This window comes from Cellulomonas sp. HD19AZ1, assembly GCF_004535805.1.
GTDB lineage: Bacteria > Actinomycetota > Actinomycetes > Actinomycetales > Cellulomonadaceae > Cellulomonas > Cellulomonas iranensis.
Genome location: NZ_SPHX01000008.1, coordinates 49,973 through 70,338, shown reverse-complemented (window position 1 = coordinate 70,338; position 20,366 = coordinate 49,973). Strand labels below are relative to the sequence as shown.

The following is a 20,366-nucleotide window of genomic DNA, read 5'->3' as shown; positions in this document are numbered from 1 at the left end:
TACGGCGACGGCGCTCCCTGGGGGCGCCGTCGTCGTGCGGGGGCGTGCACGACGACGCACGTCCGGCCGTCAGCGGCCTCGCCCCGCACCCGCGTGCCGCCCCGCGAGCACCTCGTCCGCGACGCCGCGCGCGAGCAGCGCGCCACGGCGGACCGCGTCGGCGTGCGCGACGAGCCACGCCGCGACCCCCGCGACGTCGCCCGCCGCGTAGCGCGCCGCCGCGGCGACGTACGCGGGCGGCGCGTCGCGCCACACCTCCTCGGGCAGCACGGTGCCCGTCGGGTCGAGGCCCGTGCGCGTCGCCAGCAGCCGCGCGAGGGCCCGCGCGACCACGCCGTTGGCAGCAGCGAACGGCCGCACCGCGAGCAGCTCGGCGTGCACGACCGCCGACACCACGAGGCCCGGCGCCCGCGAGGCGTCGGCGTCCCGCAGGACCGCGGCGACCCGGTCGCTCGCGAGGGCCGGAGCCGGCGCCTCCCCCAGGCCGCGCAGGTCGCCCGGCGCCCCGGTCCGCGGCCGCCCGAGGTCGTCGTCGGCCACGACGCCCGCGGCCGCCGCCGCGTGCAGCCGCGCGACCAGCTGCGGCAGCGGCACCACGGCGCCGCCGGGGCGCGCGCCCAGGTCGGGCAGGTGCCGCTCGACGAGCGCCTGCGCGCGCAGCGCCCCCGCCGCGACCGCCTCGACCCCGCCGCCGGGTGCGGACGTCCCGGTCGCCCACGCACGCAGCGCCTCGACCCCGACGGGCGCGCCGTCCAGCGCCGCCGACGCCGCGGCGGCCCGCAGCCCGGCCTCGGCGCGCACCTCGCGCCAGCGCCGCCGGAACGCCTCGTGCCAGCGCAGCTCCTCGCACGCGGCGCGCGCGGCGTCGACCGCGTCACGCACGCCGGGGAGCGCGGCCAGGTCGGCGAGCGGGTCGGGCGCGGCGCCGCTCACGCCGTGAACGTCGCCTCGCCGCGCTCGGGCAGCGCGGCGTCGAGGCGCGCGCGCATCGACGCGGACATCGGGGGCAGGTCGTCGAGGTCGTACCAGGCGGCGTCGGTGTTCTCGCCGTCGGCCGGTGCGGGCACGCCCGACTCCCACCGGCACCGGAACGTCAGGTCGAGGTACACCGACCGGTCGCCGTTGTCGTACACGACGGGCCCGACGACGCCCACGTGCGCGAGCCGCTGCGCGGTCGCCACGACGTCGGCCTCCTCGAGGACCTCGCGCACCGCCGCGACCGCGGGCTCCTCGGCCGGGTCGACGATGCCCGTGACGGGCGTCCACTCGCCGGTGTCGGCGCGGCGCACCAGCAGCACCTGCGTACGCGCGTCGTGCTCGCGCAGCACGACGGCGGTCACGCCGGGCAGCCAGAGCTGGTCGTGCCCCACGCGCTCGCGCAGGGCCAGGACGAAGGGCGGGGTGGGCACGCGCCGATGCTACGGCCCCCGCCGCCGGGCCCGACGGGCCGGCGGGGCGGTGCGACGCGCGCACCGGCCCCCGGGCGCGCCACGGCGCGCGCGTCCACAATGTCGGCATGGTCTCCGCGCCCTCCGTGTCGTCGTCCATCACCGCCCGCCTCGAGGTGCAGGCCCGTCCCACGGCGGTGTCGGACCTCACGACCGCGATCGAGCGTGCGGGCGGCATCGTCACGGCGCTCGACGTCACCGCGTCGTTCACCGAGACCATGACGGTCGACGTCACGTGCGCGACCCGTGACGCCGACCACGCGGCCGACGTCGTGCGCGCGCTGGAGGGACTCGACGGCGTCACGGTGCAGCGCGTGTCCGACCGCACGTTCCTCATGCACCTGGGCGGCAAGCTGTCGATCGAGTCGAAGGTGCCGCTGCGCAACCGCGACGACCTGTCGATGGCGTACACGCCCGGGGTCGCACGCGTGTGCCAGGCCATCGCCGAGCACCCCGAGGACGCGCGCCGCCTCACGATCAAGCGCAACACCATCGCGGTGGTCACCGACGGCACGGCCGTGCTGGGCCTCGGTGACATCGGCCCGCTCGCGGCGCTGCCCGTCATGGAGGGCAAGGCCGTGCTGTTCAAGCGGTTCGCCGACATCGACGCGTTCCCGATCTGCCTCGACACGACCGACGTCGACCGCATCGTCGACACGGTCGTCGCGATCGCGCCCGCGTTCGCCGGCATCAACCTCGAGGACATCTCGGCGCCGCGCTGCTTCGAGGTCGAGCGCCGGCTGCGCGAGCGGCTCGACGTCCCGGTGTTCCACGACGACCAGCACGGCACGGCGATCGTCGTGGTCGCGGCGCTGCGCAACGCGCTGCGCGTGGTCGGCAAGCGGCTCGCGGACGTGCGCGTCGTGATGTCCGGGGCCGGTGCGGCCGGCACGGCGGTGCTCAAGCTGCTGCTCGCCGCGGGCGCGCGGGACGTCGTCGTCGCGGACGTCGACGGCGTGATCCACCGCGACCGGCCCGGGCTGAGCCCGTCGCTGCGGTGGACCGCCGAGGCCACGAACCACCGGGGCGTCACGGGCACGCTGCGCGACGCGGTCGTCGGGGCCGACGTGTTCGTCGGGCTGTCGGCGCCCGACGTGCTGACCGGGGACGACGTCGCGCGCATGGCGCCCGACGCGATCGTGTTCGCGCTCGCCAACCCGCGGCCCGAGGTCGATCCCGACGACGCCGCGCAGCACGCCGCCGTCGTCGGGACCGGGCGGTCGGACTTCGCCAACCAGATCAACAACGTGCTCGCGTTCCCGGGCGTGTTCCGTGGCCTGCTCGACGCGCAGTCGCACCGCATCACCGACGCGATGCTGCTGGCGGCGGCGGAGGCGCTCGCGTCGACGGTGCGGCCCGACGAGCTCAACCCGACGTACATCGTGCCGAGCGTGTTCCACCCCGACGTGACGTCGGTGGTCGCGGCGGCCGTGCGCCGCGCGGCCGAGGCCGACGGCGCGGGCCGCGAGCCGCGCGCCGCGACCGGGGAGATCGCGGCGGTGCGCCTGCGCGAGCACGACTGACCCCCGCGCGTCCACCCGGACCGCCGGAACTTTCGTCCCACGTCCGGGCTCCGACCACGCACGACGATGGACGCGTGCTGAGCATCCCCGAGGCCGTCGCCGCGCACGGCGACGGCGCCGTCCACAAGGTCGAGCTGACCCGCACCCCCGGGCTCTTCCTCGTCCGCACCATGCTCGCCGGCGCCTACATCGGCATCGGCGTGCTCATCATGGTGACCGCCGGCGGTCCGCTGACGGTCGCCGGGTCGCCGTGGGCGCCGCTCGTCAACGGGGCGGTGTTCGGCATCGCGCTCATGGTCGTGCTGGTGGCCGGCGGCGAGCTCGCGACGAGCGCCATGATGATCCTCACGCAGGGCGCGATGCTCGGCCGGGTCGGCTGGGGGCGCGCGGGGCTCACGCTGCTCGCGTGCCTGGCCGGCAACCTGCTGGGTGCGATGGCGTTCGCTGGGCTGCTGCACGTGTCGGGCGTGCTGGCACCGGGCACCGCCGGCGGCGAGGCGATCGCGCGGATGATCGCGCACAAGGCCGAGGCCTCGACGCTGCAGCTCGTGGTCCGCGGCGTGCTGTGCAACGTCATGGTGTGCCTCGCGGTGTGGTGCTGGGCCCGCCTGACCAGCGAGATCGCGCGGATCGCGGCCGTGTTCGCGTGCGTGCTGGTGTTCATCACGTCCGGCTTCGAGCACGTCGTGGCCAACATGACGACGTTCTCGCTCGGGCTGTACGGCGGCCTGCCGCACGCGACCGTCGCCGAGTTCGCCCGGAACGTGCTCGCGGTCGGGCTGGGCAACACGATCGGCGGCGGGCTGCTCGTGGGCGCCGCGTACGCGTACGGCGTCCGGCGCGTGGTCGCCACCGAGACGCTCGTCGTGCCGGACGACGCCGCGCACGCGCCGCGGCCCGAGGCCGCGGGGGCCGCGACCCGCTGACCGTCGGCGCCGGCCGACCATCGGGGTCGGCCGGCCATCGGCTCCGGCCGACCGTCGGGTCCGCTGCCGTCGGGTCCGGCCGACCCGCCGACCGCGGGCGGGCCCGGTGCGTGTCGCCGACGCGCCGCGCGCGACGGGCGGCGTGGCGCGCACGCGCGCAATAGCGTGGCCGCAGGCGCCGCGCGTCACGCGGCCGCGACCCGAGGAGCACGCCGTGAGCACCTCCGACCCGAAGCGCCCGGACGACGACGCCGACACCGACACGGGGCGGCACGCGGTCGCGCGACCCACCCCCGCACCGCCCGAGCCCGCCGCCGACGCACCCGACCCCGTGGTCGCGCCCGGCACCTCGCGCCCGGCCGCCGCGGACCCGTCAGCCACGCCCGCGCCGGCAGCCGCGCCGCCGAGCGCTCCGCCGTCCGGCCACGCCCCCGCGCGCACGTCGGTCGGGGACCGCACGGCGCCCACGCAGGTGGCGGCCGGGTCGTCACCGGCCGGCGACGACCCGGGCACCGGCACGGCACCCCCCACGGGCGCGCCCGTCCCGTCCCCGCCCCGGGCCGAGCGTGACGACGACGAGCTGTTCCCGGACCCGAACGCGCCACGCACGCCGCACGCGGGCACCCACGTGCTCGGGGTGCTCGTGGGCCTCGTGCTCGCCCCGCTCGCGCTCGCGCTGACCCTGGTCGGGCAGAGCCGGATCCTCGTCGTCCAGGCCGACCGCTGGGACGCGTCCCTCGAGCTGCTGGGCATCGCGCTCGTGACGGCCGGCGTGCTGCTGCTCGCCGCCCTGCTCGTGCTCGGGCTGTGGACGGCCGCGGTGCCGCTCACGGCCGGCCTCGTGCTCGGCGTCCTGGGCGGCGTCTACCTGTACGCACCGGGGGTCGCGCGCACGGCGTCGCTCGACGTCGTCGGCGCCGACACGTGGCGCCTCACGGTCACGCAGGTGACCGTCGCCGGCACCTCGGGCACCGCGATCGTGGCCGGGGCGCTGCTGCTCACGGCGGGCGTGGTCGTCGCGCTCGCCCGGCGCCACGGGGTCCGGCTCGGCGTGTTCCGCGAGCGCAACCGCGCGCACTGAGACGTCCCCCGCGGGGCCCTCCGGACGCGTTCCGGTGCGGACCTGTCCGGACCGGGGCTAATGTCCCTTCACGAGGACCACCCAGGTCAGCACCACCGCCGCACCGACGCCGCTGCGCAGGAGACACCGTGACCGAACAGTCTGACGCCCCGACGACACCCGAGACCCCCGAGGCGCCGCACGATCCGCAGGCCACGCAGGGCCTGGAGAACCTGCTCACCGAGGACCGCCGGTTCCCGCCGTCGAGCGAGTTCGCCGCGCAGGCCAACGCGGGCGCCGACCTGTACGCGTGGGCCAACGCGGACCGTCCGGGCTTCTGGGCCGACCAGGCGCGGGACCTGCTGACGTGGTCGACGCCGTTCACGCAGACCCTCGACTGGTCGGACGCGCCGTTCGCGCGCTGGTTCGCCGACGGGCGCCTGAACGCCGCGTACAACGCGGTCGACCGGCACGTCGAGGCGGGCCGCGGCGACCGGGTCGCGCTGCACTTCGAGGGCGAGGGCGGCGACACCCGCACGCTCACGTACGCGGACCTGCAGCGCGAGGTGTCGAAGGCCGCGAACGCCATGGCGGCGCTCGGGGTCGGCACGGGCGACCGCGTCGCGATCTACCTGCCGCTGATCCCCGAGGCCGTGGTGACGATGCTCGCGTGCGCGCGCCTCGGCGCACCGCACTCGGTGGTGTTCGGCGGGTTCTCGGCCGAGGCGCTGAGCAGCCGCATCCTCGACGCCGAGGCGACGCTCGTCGTCACGGCCGACGGCGGCTTCCGGCGCGGCAACCCGTCGGCGCTCAAGCCCGCGGTCGACGAGGCGCTCGCGAAGGGTGCGCCGAGCGTGCGGCACGTGCTCGTCGTGCGACGCACGGGCCAGCCCGTCGAGTGGACGCCGGGCCGCGACGTCTGGTGGCACGAGGCGGTCGACGTCGCGTCGCCGCAGCACGAGCCCGTCGAGGTCGACGCCGAGCACCCGCTGTTCATCCTCTACACGTCGGGCACCACCGGGAAGCCCAAGGGCATCTTCCACACGACCGGCGGCTACCTCACGCAGGCCGCGTACACGCACCTCAACGTCTTCGACCTCAAGCCCGAGACCGACGTGTACTGGTGCACGGCCGACGTCGGCTGGATCACCGGGCACACGTACGTCGTCTACGGGCCGCTGGTGAACGGCGCGACCCAGGTGATCTACGAGGGCACGCCCGACACCCCGCACCGCGGCCGCTGGTGGGAGATCGTCCAGAAGTACGGCGTGACGATCCTGTACACCGCGCCCACCGCGATCCGTACGTGCATGAAGTGGGGCGAGGACATCCCCGCCGGGTTCGACCTGTCGAGCCTGCGCGTGCTCGGCTCGGTGGGCGAGCCCATCAACCCCGAGGCGTGGATGTGGTACCGCCGCGTCATCGGCGGCGACCGCACGCCGATCGTCGACACGTGGTGGCAGACCGAGACGGGCGCGATCATGATCAGCCCGCTGCCGGGGGTCACGGCCACGAAGCCCGGCTCGGCGCAGGTCGCGCTGCCCGGCATCGCGGCGGACGTGGTCGACGACGACGCGAAGCCCGTCCCCAACGGCGCCGGCGGCTACCTCGTCGTCACCGAGCCGTGGCCGTCGATGCTGCGCGGCATCTGGGGCGACCCCGAGCGGTACCGCGACACCTACTGGTCCCGGTTCCGCGACCTGTACTTCGCGGGCGACGGCGCCAAGAAGGACGCCGACGGGGACATCTGGCTGCTCGGCCGCGTGGACGACGTCATGAACGTGTCGGGTCACCGCCTGTCGACCACCGAGATCGAGTCGGCGCTCGTCGCGCACCCGTGGGTCGCCGAGGCGGCCGTGGTCGGCGCGACCGACGAGACCACGGGGCAGGCGGTCGTCGCGTTCGTCATCCTGCGGGGCGACGCCGCCGAGGCCGCGTCGTCCGACGCCGCGACCGTGCAGGAGACGCTGCGCACGCACGTCGCCAAGGAGATCGGGCCGATCGCCAAGCCGCGCCAGATCCTCGTGGTCCCCGAGCTGCCCAAGACGCGGTCCGGCAAGATCATGCGGCGCCTGCTGCGCGACGTCGCCGAGCACCGGCAGGTCGGCGACGCGACGACGCTCGCGGACTCGTCGGTCATGGACCTCATCTCGGCGGGGCTCGCCCGCCCGGCCGCGTCGGCGGACTGACCCCTCCGTCCCGCCCGGGCCCGGCCACGACCGCGCACGGCTGACACGGCACGCGACCCGCGGCGCTCCGGCGCCGCGGGTCGCGGCACCGTCCGCGGGTCATGCCCCGCGGGCCTGCGCGCCCCGCGCACGGGTCGCTCACAGGACCCGCCCAGGCGGAGTGCAGGCGCCCCGCAGCGGGGTGCGCGAGGCTGGTGGGGTGAGCACTCTCCCCACGACCCCGATCGACGTCTCGTCGTTGCCCCGCCCCGACGTCATCCCCCGCGCGGTCATGCGGCAGCTCCTGGGCGGCGGCGACTGGCTGTCGTCGTGGTGGAGCGTCGTGGGCGCGGGCGTGCTGGTCGTCGCGCTCGTGGTGCTCGCGGTGGTGCGACGCCGCCGCCGTCGCCGCGGGTGGCCGTGGGTCGCGGTCTCCGCGTTCGTCACCGTGCTGGGGCTGGGCCTCACCGCCAACGTCATCGCGGGGTACGTGCCCAACGTGCTCGCGCTGCGCGTCTCGCTCGCGTCGTGGGGCTTCGGCGAGGCGCCCGGGCTCAAGCACGGCACCGCGCAGGAACGCGGCGGCGGCTCCGGGCAGGGCGCGTCGACGGCGACGCACGTGCCCGCGCCGGCCGACCTGCGCATGCCGACCGACTCGCTCACCTGGGTCTACACCCCGCCGGGCTACGACCCCGCCGGCACCAGGCGCTACCCGGTGGTCTACCTCGTGCACGGCAGCCCGGGCGCGTCGGGCGACTGGTTCGCGGCGGGCAACGTCGCGCAGGCGATGGACGTGCTCATCCGCGCCGGCCGGGTGCAGCCCATGATCGTCGTCGCGCCGGACGTCAACGGCACGGGCCCGTCGCCCCGCGACACCGAGTGCCTCGACTCCACGACGGGCGGCTCGCAGGTCGACACCTACCTCACGGACGTGCTCGTCCCGTGGGTCGACGCGCACTACCGGACGGTCGCCGACCGGTCGGGGCGCGCGTTCGGCGGGTTCTCGTCCGGCGGGTACTGCGCGCTCGACCACGGCCTGCGGCACGCCGACCAGTTCGCCGCGATCCTCGCGATGGGCCCCTACGCCGACCCGGGCGAGGGCGGGCACGCCATGCTCGCGACGCAGGCCGAGTGGGACGCGCACGACGTCATGAAGTACGCCCCGACGATCGCGCTGCCGTCGCCGCTGACGCTGTTCCTCTCGGTGCCCGCGGACGAGAACAGCATGAGCGTGCGGCACGCGGCCCAGGTCGCGACGACGCTCGCGGGCCGCGGCGTGGACGTCGTGTGGCGCGAGGAGCCCGGCCAGACGCACACCTGGACGATGGCGCGCGCGACCCTGCCGTACGCGCTCGTGACGGCGTCGGAGCACCTCGCGGCGTCCTGACGGGGCAGCCTCGCCGCTGCGCTCGGACCGGCCGGTCGAAGCGCTTGCTTCCGCGGGGTCGACGAAACGCTTCACCGATGGAGGGCTCCCGAGCGCGCTGGTTGTCTGACGGCGCACCCCGCACCGTGCGGCCCCCGGGCCCGCGGCCGGGTGCTCCCTGACACCCTTCGCGGAACGAGGACGTCCATGAAGAGCACCTCCCTGCGTGCGGCCGCCGCGTGCGGCGCCGCGCTGCTGGCCGTCGGCGGGCTCACGGCCGCCGCCACGACCGCCTCCGCCGCCGACCCCGTCGGCCTGCACGTCTCCGGCACGCAGCTCGTCGAGCGCGACGGCACGCCGTTCGTCGCGCGCGGCGTCAGCCACGCCCACACCTGGTACACGTCGCAGACACCCACCGCGATCCCCGCGATCCGCGCCGCCGGCGCGAACGCGCTGCGCGTCGTGCTGTCCGGCGGACGCTGGACGGCGAACAGCGCCGCCGACGTCGCGGACGTCATCGAGCTGTGCCGCGACAACCAGCTCGTGTGCATGCTCGAGAACCACGACACCACCGGGTACGGCGAGCAGGCCGGCGCCGTGAGCCTCGACGCCGCCGCCGACTACTTCGTGTCCCTCAAGCCCGTGCTCGAGGGCACCGAGGACTTCGTCCAGATCAACATCGGCAACGAGCCGACGGGCAACAACGAGCCCCAGGTCACGGGCTGGACCACCGCCACGTCGGCCGCGATCGCGAAGGTCCGCGCCGCTGGCCTGCGGCACAACATCGTGGTCGACGCACCCAACTGGGGGCAGGACTGGAAGGGCGTCATGCGGGACACGGCCGCGACCGTCGCCGCGGCCGACCCCGAGGGCAACACGCTGTTCTCCGTGCACATGTACGGCGTCTACGCGCAGGCGTCGACCATCACCGCCTACCTCGACGCGTTCGAGGACGCCGGGCTGCCCCTGGTGATCGGCGAGTTCGGCCACGACCACTCGGACGGCGACCCCGACGAGGCGACGATCATGCGCGAGGCCGTCGAGCGCGGCATCGGCTACTACGGCTGGTCGTGGTCCGGCAACAGCGGCGGCGTCGAGTACCTCGACATGGTGCGGAACTTCGACCCCGCGCAGAAGACCGACTGGGGCCGGCTGATCTTCGACGGGCCGAACGGCATCCGCTCGACCGCCCGCACCGCGACGTTCTTCTCGGGAGCGACGCCCACGCCGACCCCGACACCCACGCCGACTCCGACGCCCACCCCCACCGCGACACCCACCCCGACGCCGACGCCGACCGCCACGCCGGGCGGTGCGTGCAGCGCGGTGCTCACGGTCGGCAGCGCGTGGCCCGGCGGCTTCCAGGGCTCGGTGACGGTCACGGCCGGCACGCGTGCGCTGACCGGCTGGACCACGTCGTTCACGCTGCCGGGCGGCGCGGCCGTCGCGCAGGGCTGGAGCGGCACGTTCAGCAGCACGGGCGGCCTGCAGACCGTCGCGAACGCCGCGTGGAACGGCGCGCTCGGCGCCGGCCAGTCGACGACCTACGGGTTCATCGGCTCGGGCACCGCCCCCACCGGCACGATCCCGGTCACCTGCCGCTGACCCCTGCTCCCGCCGGCCCCGCCCGACGCCCGGGCGGGGCCGGCGGGGCGTGACCACCCCCGGCCGGCGTGCGCCTAGTGCCGGGGTCCGGAGTGCCGGAGTGAGCCGAGCCGACCACAGGACCGGTCGTCGAGCTCGCTCGGTCCACGGGCGACGACGGTGCCGGTCACCGCGGCAGGTCGGCGGGCAGCCTGACGTCATGACCGACGTCAGCGCGCACGACGGCGCCGCGGCTCCGGCCGACGGCGCACGACGAGGGCGCCGCCCGGGTCGCGGCTGGCAACGCGTGACGTGGGGCCTGCACCGCCCTTCGGGTCTCGACCCGCTGCTGGCGTGGAAGGTCGTGCTGCCGTCGACGGCGGTCGTCTCTCACCTGACGGCCGCCGCCCTCCACGGCTGGTGGACGCCGACGATGGCGCCGCAGCTGCCGCTCCTCGTGGACCAACCGGCCACCACCCACCGCACGCGTCGGCCCGGCGTCCGGGTCACCCGCACCCATGGTCCGGTGCCTGCGACGGACGTCCGGGGCGTGCGGGTCGCCGACCCTGCCCACACCCTGCTGGCGTGCGCGCGCGACCTGGCCCTGCTCGACCTCGTCGTCCTGGTCGACTCGGCGCTGCGCTCGAGCTGCACGGTCGAGGACGTCCGCGCCGTCTGCACACCGCGACGGCGCGGCGTCGTCGCGCTCCGCGAGGCCCTCATGTTGGCCGATCCACGCGCCGAGTCACCCTGGGAGAGCGTGCTTCGCCTCATGCACGTGGCGTTCGACGTCCAGGTCGTGCCCCAGCACACGGTCCACGACGACGCCGGTCGGTTCGTCGCGCGTGCAGACCTGTGGCTCGAGGGCACGACGACGATCCACGAGTACGACGGCGCGGTGCACCGCACGGCTGACCAGCACCGCGCAGACCTGCGCCGCGACCGCGCCCTCGTCGGCGCCGGCTGGACCCGTCGGGGGTTCACGGCGTCCGACCTGTGCGACCGACCCGCCGAGGTGCTGCACGACCTCGACCGGGCACTCGGACGACCTCACGTCCCCGAACGGCTCCGGCGGTGGGCGGCCCTGCTGGACCAGTCGACCTTCACCGCACGCGGGCGCGCTCGGCTCCTACGCCGCCTGGCCCCGCCCCAGCCGGCGCGGGTCAGGTCCCTCGCGGCCCGCCCGACCCCCGACGACGCCGTCTGACGGACGCGCACCCACCGACAGACGCACGTCGCCCGACGGGCGTGCACCCCCTCCGGGCACCCACCCACCCACGGACGAGCACCCACCCACGGACGAGCACCCACCCACGCAACGCTCGCTGGCGCACAGATCACCCCCGCACAGACGCCCACTGGTCACTTCGGGGACACGGTCACGTCTCTCCCATCACCGATCTGACCAGTGGTCGACGATCGACCGCCTCCGGTGACCACTGGTCACTTCGAGGGCACCGCAGCATCGGAACTTCCTCCGAGGTGACCAGTGGTCGACCGGGCCGACGACAAGGTGACCAGTGGTCAGGGGGTGGAGTGCGTGCTCACCAGCGCAGGTGACGGCGCAGGCGGCGGGCCGCCTCGCGGCCCGCGCGGTTCGCTCCCACCGTCGACGCGCTCGGCCCGTAGCCGACGAGCTGCACGCGCGGCTCCGCGACGACCTCGGTGCCGTCCATCGCGATGCCCCCGCCCGGGCCGCGCAGCCCGAGCGGTGCGAGGTGGTCGAGCGAGGCACGGAAGCCGGTGGCCCAGAGCACCGTGCGGGCGGGGACGAACGACGGGCCGTCCACCCAGGCCTCGAGATCGGGGTCCACGGCGGGGTGGGGCACCACAAGCGCACGACGACGCTCGCGGCCGGGCTCGCCGTCGCGACGCGACCCGCCGTCGCCGTCGCTGTCGCCACGACGCGACCCCGGGTCGCCGTCGCCACGCGCTCCCCGGTCACCGTCACCACGCGCCCCTGGGTCGCCGTCTCCACGCGTCCCCGGGTCACCGTCGCCACGCGCGCCCCGGTAGAGGTCGCCACGCGCGCCCCGGTCACCGTCACCACGCGCCCCCGGGTCACCGTCGCCACGCACCCCCCGGTCGCCGTCGACCCGACCGTCGGGACCCTCGTCACCGTCGGGCGTGGCCGCCGCACGCCACGCACCGGTCGCGGCACCCTCGTCCCACACGACGCCGTCGGCGACCATCCGCGAGAACGCCGGGCGCGCGCGCAGCACCCCGGACGCGATGCCCGCGCGGTAGGCGGGGGTCAGCGGCAGGTCCGTCACGGACACGACCGACTCGGGGGGCAGCCCGGCCCGCACGCGCTCCTCGACGCGCGCCACGGCCTCGCGCCCCAGCTCGGGCGTGAACTCGGCGTCCACCCACCGCGGCGGGCGGCGCGTGACCCACGTCGTCGTGGTGACCTCGACGACCTGCAGCAGCAGCTGCACGGCCGACGTCCCGCCGCCCACGACGACGACGTGCCCGTCGGCGAGCTCCTCCGCGGTGCGGAAGTCGCGCGCGTGCAGCTGCCGCCCGCGGAAGTCCGATCGGCCGGGGTAGCTCGGCCAGAACGGGCGGTTCCACGTGCCCGACGCGTTGACGACGCCGCGCGCGGACCAGACGACCCGCGCGTCGGGGTGGTCGACGTGCTGCGTCTCGACCGCGTAGCGCGGCTCGCCGTCCACGTCGTCGCCGCGGGTCACGCGCGTCACGCGCACGGGGCGCTGCACGTTGAGGCCGAACGCCTCCTCGTACTGCGCGAAGTAGTACGGCACGGCGTCGGCGGCGGGCTCGGCGGCGTCGACGACCGCGAGCGGCATGCCCGGCAGGTCGTGCACGTGGTGCGCGTCGGCCATGGTCAGCGAGCGCCACCGGTGCTGCCACGCACCACCGGCGCGCGGGTTCTCGTCGAGCACGACGAACGTGCCGCGCGCCCGCTCCCAGCCGCGCGTGCCGACCGGCACGAGCCCCGTGCGGTGCAGGTGGTACGCGGCCGACAGCCCGGCCTGCCCGGCGCCGACGACGACCACGTCGACGTCGACCGTGCGGGGCCCGTCGGCCCGCCGCCGTGCACGGCGGCCCCCCGGGGCTGCGGTGGCGACGGCGGGGCTGCTCATGGCGCGTCCACGCTACCCGGTGCACCTGGACGCCCGCTCGGGTGCACGGCCCGCGGGACCGCGCGGCCCGCACCTGTCACCCCGACGGGCCACCGCGCGCGCACCCGTCCGTGATGGGATGGGCGCATGGCGTCCGACGGCACCGAGGTCCCGACGTTGGTCACGGCCGTCTCCGGCCCGCTCACGCCGGCGCAGGCCGACGAGGTGCGCGCGCTCGCGCAGGCGGCGGCCCAGCACGACGGCGTGCCCCCGCTGTCCGAGCAGCCGCTGCTGTGGCTCACCGAGGACGAGGCGCGCGTCGTGCACCTGCTGGCCCGGCGGGCGCCGGGCACGGGCGACGACGCGCCGGGGCCGCTGCTGGGCTACGCGCAGCTCGACGTGGGCAGCTCGACGACGGTGCGCGCCGAGCTCGTGGTGCACCCGGCGCACCGCCGTCGCGGCGTCGCACGCGCGCTGCTGGCCCGCGCGACCGCCGAGGCCGCCGCCGTGCCGGACCGGCGGCTGCACGTGTGGGCGCACGGCGACCTGCCGGCCGCGCGTGCGACCGCCGCGCGCGCGGGCCTCGTGGTGGTGCGCGAGCTGTGGCGCATGGCGACGGACCTGCGCGCGCACCCGCCGACGACGCCGACGCTGCCCGCGGGCGTCGACGTGCGGACGTTCGTGCCGGGGCAGGACGAGGAGGCGTGGCGGCGGGTGAACGCGCGCGCGTTCGCGCACCACCCCGAGCAGGGCCGCATGACGTCGGCGGACCTGCGGGCGCGCGAGGCGGAGCCGTGGTTCGACCCCGCGGGGTTCCTGCTCGCCGAGCGCGACGGTCAGCTGCTGGGCTCGGTGTGGACCAAGGTGCACCCCGCGGGCGAGGCGCCGGACGGTGCGCCCGACGAGGAGGTCGGCGAGATCTACGTCGTCGGCGTCGACCCCGACGCGCAGGGCCTGGGCATGGGGCGCGCGCTGACGGCGCTCGGGCTCGCGCACCTCGCGGACCGCGGGCTGCGGACGGTGATCCTCTACACGGGTGCGGAGAACACCGTCGCGATCCACACCTACCGGCGTGCGGGCTTCGAGCGCACCGCCGTCGACGTGATGTTCGGACCCGACCCCGGCAGCCCGCCGCGCGGCGTCCCCGCGGTCGCCGAGGAGGCCGCCGCGCAGCGCGACGGGCGGGCGACGACGAGGTGAACGGCGAGCAGACGCCGAGTTCACCGGACGGTGCCACGATGAGCACATGACCGACGCCCCCGCGATGGACCCCGCGCTGGCAGAGCGCATCGCCGAGCACGTGGAGACCCCCGACGAGGCGCCGCAGCCCGTCGACGAGGCCCTGCCGGACGACCGGTTCCTCGACCGCGAGCTGTCGTGGCTCGCGTTCAACCAGCGCGTGCTCGAGCTCGCGGAGGACGCGGACCTGCCGCTGCTGGAGCGCGTGCGGTTCCTGGCGATCTTCGCGTCGAACCTCGACGAGTTCTTCATGGTGCGCGTCGCGGGCCTCAAGCGGCGCATCGCGACGGGCATCGCGGTCACGGCGGCGTCGGGGCTGTCGCCGCGGCAGGTGCTCGAGGCGATCAGCGAGCGCGCGCACGAGCTCATGGAGCGGCACGCGCGGGTCTTCGCGCAGGACGTGCAGCCGGCGCTCGCGGCCGAGGGCATCACGATCGTGCGCTGGGACGACCTGGGCGACGGCGAGCAGGACCGTCTGCACAAGTTCTTCCGCCGGCAGATCTTCCCGGTCCTGACGCCGCTCGCGGTGGACCCCGCGCACCCGTTCCCGTACATCTCGGGGCTGTCGCTCAACCTCGCGGTGAGCGTCGTCAACCCCGCGAGCGGCAAGGAGCACTTCGCGCGCGTCAAGGTGCCGCCGCTGCTGCCGCGGTACATCGCGGTCGACGCGGCGGGCCGCCCCTCGGCCCCGGACCACGCGACGGCGGCGCCCGAGCGCGGGCCCATGTCGTTCGTGCCGGTCGAGGACGTCATCGCCCAGCACCTCGACGCGCTGTTCCCCGGCATGGAGGTCCGCGAGTTCCACACGTTCCGCGTCACGCGCAACGAGGACGTGGAGGTCGAGGAGGACGACGCCGAGAACCTGCTCAAGGCCATGGAGAAGGAGCTGCTGCGGCGCCGGTTCGGGCCTCCCGTGCGGCTCGAGCTCGCCGAGGGCATCAGCCCGCGCGTGCGCAAGCTCCTGGTCCGCGAGCTCGGCATGTCCGAGGACGACGTGTACGAGCTGCCCGCACCGCTGGACCACACGGGCCTCAACCTCGTGGCCGACCTCGACCGGCCCGAGCTGCAGTTCCCGAAGTTCGTCCCGGCGACGCACCGCCACCTCGCCGAGGTGGAGTCGGCCACGCCGACCGACGTGTTCGCGGCGATCCGGGCGCGCGACATCCTGCTGCACCACCCGTACGACTCGTTCTCGACGTCGGTGCAGACGTTCCTCGAGCAGGCGGCGGCGGACCCGCACGTGCTCGCGATCAAGCAGACGCTGTACCGGACGTCGGGCGACTCGCCGATCGTCGACGCGCTCATCGACGCGGCGCAGGCCGGCAAGCAGGTGCTCGCGCTCGTCGAGATCAAGGCGCGGTTCGACGAGCAGAACAACATCTCGTGGGCCCGCAAGCTCGAGCAGGCGGGCGTGCACGTCGTGTACGGGATCGTCGGGCTGAAGACGCACTGCAAGCTGTCGCTCGTGGTGCGGCAGGAGTCCGACGGGCTGCGCCGCTACAGCCACGTCGGCACGGGCAACTACCACCCGAAGACCGCGCGGCTGTACACCGACCTGGGGCTGCTGACGGCCGACCCGGACGTGGGCCAGGACCTCACGCGGCTGTTCAACCAGCTGTCGGGCTACGCGCCGAAGTCGCGGTTCCACCGGCTGCTCGTCGCGCCGCGCTCGGTGCGCACGGGGCTGCTGGAGCGCATCGAGCGCGAGGCCGAGGCGGCGCGCCGCGGCGAGCCCGCGTGGATCAAGATCAAGGTCAACTCGATGGTCGACGAGGCGACGATCGACGCGCTGTACCGCGCGTCGCAGGCGGGCGTGCCGGTCGACATCAACGTGCGAGGCATCTGCGCGCTGCGCCCGGGCGTGCCGGGCCTGTCGGAGACGATCCGGGTGCGGTCGATCCTCGGCCGGTTCCTCGAGCACTCGCGGGTGTTCGCGTTCGCGCACGCGACGCCCGCCGACGGTGACGGGTTCGAGGGCCCCGAGGTGTTCATCGGCTCGGCCGACCTCATGCACCGCAACCTGGACCGCCGCGTCGAGGCGCTCGTGCGGGTCGCCGAGCCAGCGCAGGTGACCGAGCTCGTGGAGTACCTCGACGAGACGATGGACGACGGCACGTCGTCGTGGCACCTGGGCCCGGACGGCGTCTGGGTGCGGCACCACCGCGGGCCCGACGGCCCGCTGGTCGACCTGCAGGAGGTGCTCGTCCAGCGCCAGAAGCGCCGGCCGGGCGCCCCCCGGTGAGGGCCGGGGCACCGGACCCCGTCGAGGCGGCGGGCGCGCTCGTGTGGCGCGTGCGCGCCGGGCGGCTGCAGGTCGCGCTCGTGCACCGCCCGCGGTACCGCGACTGGTCGTGGCCCAAGGGCAAGCTCGACCCGGGCGAGATCCCGCCCGTCGCGGCCGTGCGCGAGGTCGAGGAGGAGACGGGCATGGCCGTGGTGCTCGGCCTTCCCCTGCCGGGCCTGCGGTACGCGCTGTCGGACGGACGCCGCAAGGTCGTGCACTACTGGGCCGCGCGCGTCGCGGGCCGAGGCGACGACGTGCCGCTGCGTGCGCGCCCGCCCGTGCCGCACGCCGACCGCACCGAGATCGACCACTGGGAGTGGTTCGACACCGCGCAGGCCGCCCGCAAGCTCACGCGCCGCGACGACGGTCGGCCGCTCGACGCGCTCGTCGAGGCGTACGCCAAGGACCGGCTGGACACGCGCGCGCTGGTGGTGGCGCGGCACGGGCAGGCCCGCAAGCGGGCGCTGTGGGGCGGGACGGAGGACGACCGCCCGCTCACGGGGCTGGGCCTGCGGCAGGCCGCGACGCTGACGCCCCTGCTCGCGGCGTTCGGCGTCGAGCGGGTCGTGACGAGCCGCTGGGAGCGGTGCGCGACGACGGTCGCGCCCTACGCCCAGGCCGCGGGCGTGACCCCCGAGGTGGCCGACGGCCTGACGGAGGCCCGTCACGACGAGTCCCCCGCGCGGGTCGCGGCGATCGTGGCGGACGCGCTCGAGGCGCGGCGCGACACCGTGCTGTGCACGCACCGGCCGGTGCTGCCGACCGTGCTCGACGTGCTGGAGGTGCAGAGCCGCCGGGCGGTGGCCGACGCGCTGCCGCGCGAGAACCCGTTCCTCGCCCCCGGCGAGGTGCTCGTCGCGCACGCCGCACGGACCCGCCGGGGCACGCGCGTGGTGGGGGTCGAGCGGCACCGGTCCCCCGCCGGCGCGGACTGACCCAGCCGGGGCGAGCCGGCACCGCCGGGCCGGGCCGACCGCGAGCACGACGACGCCCCGGTGCCGTGCGGCACCGGGGCGTCGGGCGTGCGGGCTCAGCCCAGGATCGGGTGGATGATCCAGAACACGACGGCCGCGACGAGCGCGGCGGCCGGGATCGTGAGGATCCACGCGCCGGCGATGTTCTTGGCGACGCCCCACCGCACGGCCGAGAGCCGCTTGGTGGCGCCGACGCCCATGATCGCGGACGTGATCGTGTGGGTGGTCGACACGGGCGCGTGCAGCGCGAACGCGTTGACGTAGAGGACCACCGCGGAGACCGACTCGGCGACGAACCCGCGCGCGGGGTCGAGCTCGATGATCTTGCGGCCGAGCGTGCGCATGATGCGCCACCCGCCCGCGTAGGTGCCGAGCGAGATCGCGGCGGCCGCGGCGAGCTTGACCCACAGCGGGATGCCTGCCTCCGGGTCCGCCCAGTTGGCGGTGAGGAGCGCGAGGTAGATGACGCCCATGGTCTTCTGCGCGTCCTGCAGGCCGTGCCCGAGCGCCATGGCGGCGGCCGAGACGGTCTGCGCGAACCGGAAGCGCCGGTTGACGCGGGTCGGCGGGCGGTTGCGGATCAGCCACAGCAGGCCGGCCATCGCGAGGAACGCGAGACCGAACCCGATGATCGGCGAGAAGACCATCGGCAGGACGACCTTGTCGATGATCGCCGAGCCGTAGATCCCGAACCCGGCGGCGAGGCCCGCGCCGACGAGACCGCCGATGAGGGCGTGCGTCGACGACGAGGGCAGGCCGAACCACCAGGTCACGAGGTTCCACGCGATCGCGCCGACCAGCGCGCACACGATGACGACGAGCGCCGAGTGCGACGGTGCGTCCTGCAGGTCGACGATGGAGGTCGCGATGGTCTCGGCGACCTCGGTGCCCAGCAGCGCGCCGGTGAAGTTCATGACCGCGGCCATGAGGAGCGCCGCGCGCGGCGTCAGCGCCCGCGTCGAGACCGACGTGGCGATGGCGTTGGCGGCGTCGTGGAAGCCGTTCGTGTAGTCGAACCCGAGGGCGAGCGCGACGACGAAGACGACGAGCACAGGTTCCACGGGGGCTCAGGACTCCTTGAGCGCGATCGTCTCGACCGTGTTCGCGACCTTCTCGAACGCGTCGGCGGCGTCCTCGAGCTTCTCCACGATCTCCTTGAGCTTCATCAGCAGGATCGGGTCGGAGATCTCGTCGAACATCTGCGCGAGCAGCTTGCGGTGCGACTTGTCGGCCTGGTTCTCGAGGCGGTTCACCTCGACCCAGTACTCCTGCAGCGAGTCCATCGAGCGCAGGCGGGGCATGGCCTCGGCCGTGAGCTCGGCGGCGCGCTGGAGCACCTGGACCTGGTCGGAGACGCGCGCGGGCAGCTCCTCGACCTTGTACAGGACGATGAGGTCGGACGCCTCGTCCATGTAGTCCATGCAGTCGTCGAGGCTCGACGCGAGGTCGTAGATGTCGTCGCGGTCGAACGGCGTCACGAACGTCTGGTTGAGGCGACGCATGATCGTGTGGGTCGCGTCGTCGGCGGCGTGCTCGGCCTCCGCCATCCGCTTGTTGATCTCTTTGCGGGTCGCGCGGTCGGCTCCGAGCATCTCGGCCAGCAGGTTCGCGCCCGTCACGAGGTGGGACGCGGAAGCGGCGAAGAGGTCGAAGTACTGGGTGTCGCGCGGTGTGATGCGCAGGCGCACGGAGGGCTCCGGGTCGTTCGACGGTGTGTCCCCCGGGAACCGGGGCGCCAACAGCCTAACGGGCGGTGAACGGCAGGTGCGCCGGACCGAGGTCGCACGCCCCTGTGCGCTCGGTGTGAGGTGAACGACGCCGGGCCGGGAGCGCCTCTCGGCGCGTGGCCGCTCGCAGCGGCTGATGATGGAGCCCGGGGCTACCGCGACCCGGCGTCGCCCGTCCAGTCTACGCGGCGTCACGCACGACGCACGGGCTCGGCGCGGCCCCGCGGCGAGCGGCGCGTCACTCGAGCCGGTCGGCCCGCCACAGCTGCGCGGCGTGCGCGAGCTCCTCGGCGGTGCGCACGAGCGACGCGGCGCCGCGGGTCTGGCGGTGCGCGGCGGCGGGGTCGACGACGTCGAGGTGGTCGGCGTCGAACGCCGCGCCCGTGGCCAGGACCTGGCAGAACGCGGCCGCACGCTCGAGCGCGACCGCGAGGTCGCCCGTGTAGACGCCCGAGAGCACGGCGTCGGCGACCGTGCGGACGTCCTGCGGTCCGGGCTGGTCGACGACGCCCGCGACGGCGTCGTGCACGGGTGCGGCCGCGACGCCCTGGCGGTACCGGTCGGCGACCGTGCCCGGGTCGCGACGCACCCACTCGCGCAGCACGTACAGCCGCCACAGCGCGCCGGGCAGCGTGTCGGCCGGGCAGTCGGACCACATCGCCGCGACGACGTCGAGCCCCTCGGTCTCGACGAGCGCGACGAGCCGCTCGACGACCTGCGGGTCCTGCGTCGCGCGCCCGTGCCGGACCAGCGCGGCGGCCGTGGTGTGCGCGATCTCGTCGCGCAGCGCGGGGTCGAGCGGGCCCGGCAGCTCGTCCGCGAGCGCGGGGTCGACCACGATCGGGCGGTGGTGGCGTCGCCCGCCGCCCGTGCCGCCGCCGCTGCCGCCGCTCGTGCCGCCGGTGCCTGCCGTGCCGTCCGTGCTCATCGCGGCATGATCCCCCGCCCGCGGCCCGCCCACCACCCGCCGCCCCGTCCCGG

The 20,366-nt window shown here is 75.4% G+C and carries 16 protein-coding genes; 10 read left to right on the top strand and 6 right to left on the bottom strand.

Going from position 1 to position 20,366, the window contains the following annotated elements:
* Positions 1-69: 69 nt before the first annotated feature.
* Together E4A51_RS17230 and E4A51_RS17225 are read right to left on the bottom strand one after the other, a co-directional pair.
* Positions 70-933 (bottom strand): Fic family protein, encoded by an 864-nt coding sequence (locus E4A51_RS17230; protein ID WP_134852479.1) that lies wholly within the window; start codon positions 931-933, stop codon positions 70-72.
* Positions 930-1,409, bottom strand: coding sequence for an NUDIX domain-containing protein (locus E4A51_RS17225; RefSeq protein ID WP_070320650.1), 480 nt, complete (start codon positions 1,407-1,409; stop codon positions 930-932). Before E4A51_RS17225 ends, E4A51_RS17230 begins: the two co-directional genes overlap by 4 nt.
* Positions 1,410-1,516: 107 nt before the next feature.
* On the opposite strand from E4A51_RS17225, the gene E4A51_RS17220 reads away from it, so the two are divergent.
* From E4A51_RS17220 to E4A51_RS17190, 7 genes are all read left to right on the top strand, one after another.
* Entirely contained in the window at positions 1,517-2,971 is a 1,455-nt protein-coding gene (locus E4A51_RS17220) for an NAD-dependent malic enzyme (protein ID WP_134852478.1), read from the top strand.
* A gap of 74 nt (positions 2,972-3,045) precedes the next feature.
* Positions 3,046-3,897, top strand: coding sequence for a formate/nitrite transporter family protein (locus E4A51_RS17215; RefSeq protein ID WP_082740283.1), 852 nt, complete (start codon positions 3,046-3,048; stop codon positions 3,895-3,897).
* Positions 3,898-4,111: 214 nt separating this feature from the next.
* Entirely contained in the window at positions 4,112-4,978 is an 867-nt protein-coding gene (locus tag E4A51_RS17210) for a hypothetical protein (RefSeq protein WP_134852477.1), read from the top strand.
* A gap of 203 nt (positions 4,979-5,181) precedes the next feature.
* Positions 5,182-7,146 carry an acetate--CoA ligase gene (gene acs, locus E4A51_RS17205; protein WP_134852548.1) on the top strand — a complete coding sequence of 655 codons (1,965 nt, stop codon included), beginning with the start codon at positions 5,182-5,184 and terminating at the stop codon, positions 7,144-7,146.
* 199 nt (positions 7,147-7,345) lie between these two features.
* Positions 7,346-8,512, top strand: coding sequence for an esterase family protein (locus E4A51_RS17200; RefSeq protein ID WP_134852476.1), 1,167 nt, complete (start codon positions 7,346-7,348; stop codon positions 8,510-8,512).
* Positions 8,513-8,698: 186 nt separating this feature from the next.
* Positions 8,699-10,096: a cellulase family glycosylhydrolase gene (locus E4A51_RS17195; RefSeq protein ID WP_134852475.1), complete on the top strand. Its 1,398-nt coding sequence runs from the start codon at positions 8,699-8,701 to the stop codon at positions 10,094-10,096.
* 199 nt (positions 10,097-10,295) lie between these two features.
* Positions 10,296-11,282 (top strand): hypothetical protein, encoded by a 987-nt coding sequence (locus E4A51_RS17190; RefSeq protein WP_070320645.1) that lies wholly within the window; start codon positions 10,296-10,298, stop codon positions 11,280-11,282.
* Between the two features lie 337 nt (positions 11,283-11,619).
* Here the strand turns inward: E4A51_RS17190 and E4A51_RS18815 are convergent, their stop codons facing one another.
* Positions 11,620-13,182, bottom strand: coding sequence for an NAD(P)-binding domain-containing protein (locus tag E4A51_RS18815; RefSeq protein WP_240696536.1), 1,563 nt, complete (start codon positions 13,180-13,182; stop codon positions 11,620-11,622).
* A 126-nt stretch (positions 13,183-13,308) separates the two neighbouring features.
* Between E4A51_RS18815 and mshD the strand changes: the two genes are divergently transcribed.
* Genes mshD through E4A51_RS17165 form a run of 3 tightly spaced genes read left to right on the top strand, consistent with a single transcriptional unit; the run spans position 13,309 to position 17,619 of the window.
* Positions 13,309-14,361, top strand: a complete 1,053-nt coding sequence (gene mshD / locus E4A51_RS17175) for a mycothiol synthase (RefSeq protein WP_134852474.1) — start codon at positions 13,309-13,311, stop codon at positions 14,359-14,361.
* Positions 14,362-14,407: 46 nt separating this feature from the next.
* Positions 14,408-16,642 carry an RNA degradosome polyphosphate kinase gene (locus tag E4A51_RS17170; RefSeq protein WP_046529093.1) on the top strand — a complete coding sequence of 745 codons (2,235 nt, stop codon included), beginning with the start codon at positions 14,408-14,410 and terminating at the stop codon, positions 16,640-16,642.
* Positions 16,639-17,619 carry an NUDIX hydrolase gene (locus tag E4A51_RS17165; protein ID WP_134852473.1) on the top strand — a complete coding sequence of 327 codons (981 nt, stop codon included), beginning with the start codon at positions 16,639-16,641 and terminating at the stop codon, positions 17,617-17,619. Before E4A51_RS17170 ends, E4A51_RS17165 begins: the two co-directional genes overlap by 4 nt.
* Before the next feature lie 95 nt (positions 17,620-17,714).
* Here E4A51_RS17165 and E4A51_RS17160 read toward each other — a convergent pair whose 3' ends face one another.
* From E4A51_RS17160 to E4A51_RS17150, 3 genes are all read right to left on the bottom strand, one after another.
* A complete protein-coding gene (locus E4A51_RS17160) occupies positions 17,715-18,719 on the bottom strand; it encodes an inorganic phosphate transporter (RefSeq protein WP_134852472.1) in 1,005 nt (334 codons plus the stop codon).
* A 6-nt stretch (positions 18,720-18,725) separates the two neighbouring features.
* Positions 18,726-19,346 carry a DUF47 domain-containing protein gene (locus tag E4A51_RS17155; protein ID WP_046529096.1) on the bottom strand — a complete coding sequence of 207 codons (621 nt, stop codon included), beginning with the start codon at positions 19,344-19,346 and terminating at the stop codon, positions 18,726-18,728.
* A gap of 277 nt (positions 19,347-19,623) precedes the next feature.
* Positions 19,624-20,223 (bottom strand): hypothetical protein, encoded by a 600-nt coding sequence (locus tag E4A51_RS17150; protein WP_046530754.1) that lies wholly within the window; start codon positions 20,221-20,223, stop codon positions 19,624-19,626.
* Positions 20,224-20,366: the final 143 nt, after the last annotated feature.

Coding starts and splice junctions, on each gene's coding strand:
- E4A51_RS17195 (WP_134852475.1), top strand. CDS start 8,699: ATGAAGAGCACCTCCCTGCGTGCGGCCGCCGCGTGCGGCGCCGCGCTG.
- mshD (WP_134852474.1), top strand. CDS start 13,309: ATGGCGTCCGACGGCACCGAGGTCCCGACGTTGGTCACGGCCGTCTCC.
- E4A51_RS17170 (WP_046529093.1), top strand. CDS start 14,408: ATGACCGACGCCCCCGCGATGGACCCCGCGCTGGCAGAGCGCATCGCC.
- E4A51_RS17220 (WP_134852478.1), top strand. CDS start 1,517: ATGGTCTCCGCGCCCTCCGTGTCGTCGTCCATCACCGCCCGCCTCGAG.
- E4A51_RS17190 (WP_070320645.1), top strand. CDS start 10,296: ATGACCGACGTCAGCGCGCACGACGGCGCCGCGGCTCCGGCCGACGGC.
- E4A51_RS18815 (WP_240696536.1), bottom strand. CDS start 13,182: ATGAGCAGCCCCGCCGTCGCCACCGCAGCCCCGGGGGGCCGCCGTGCA.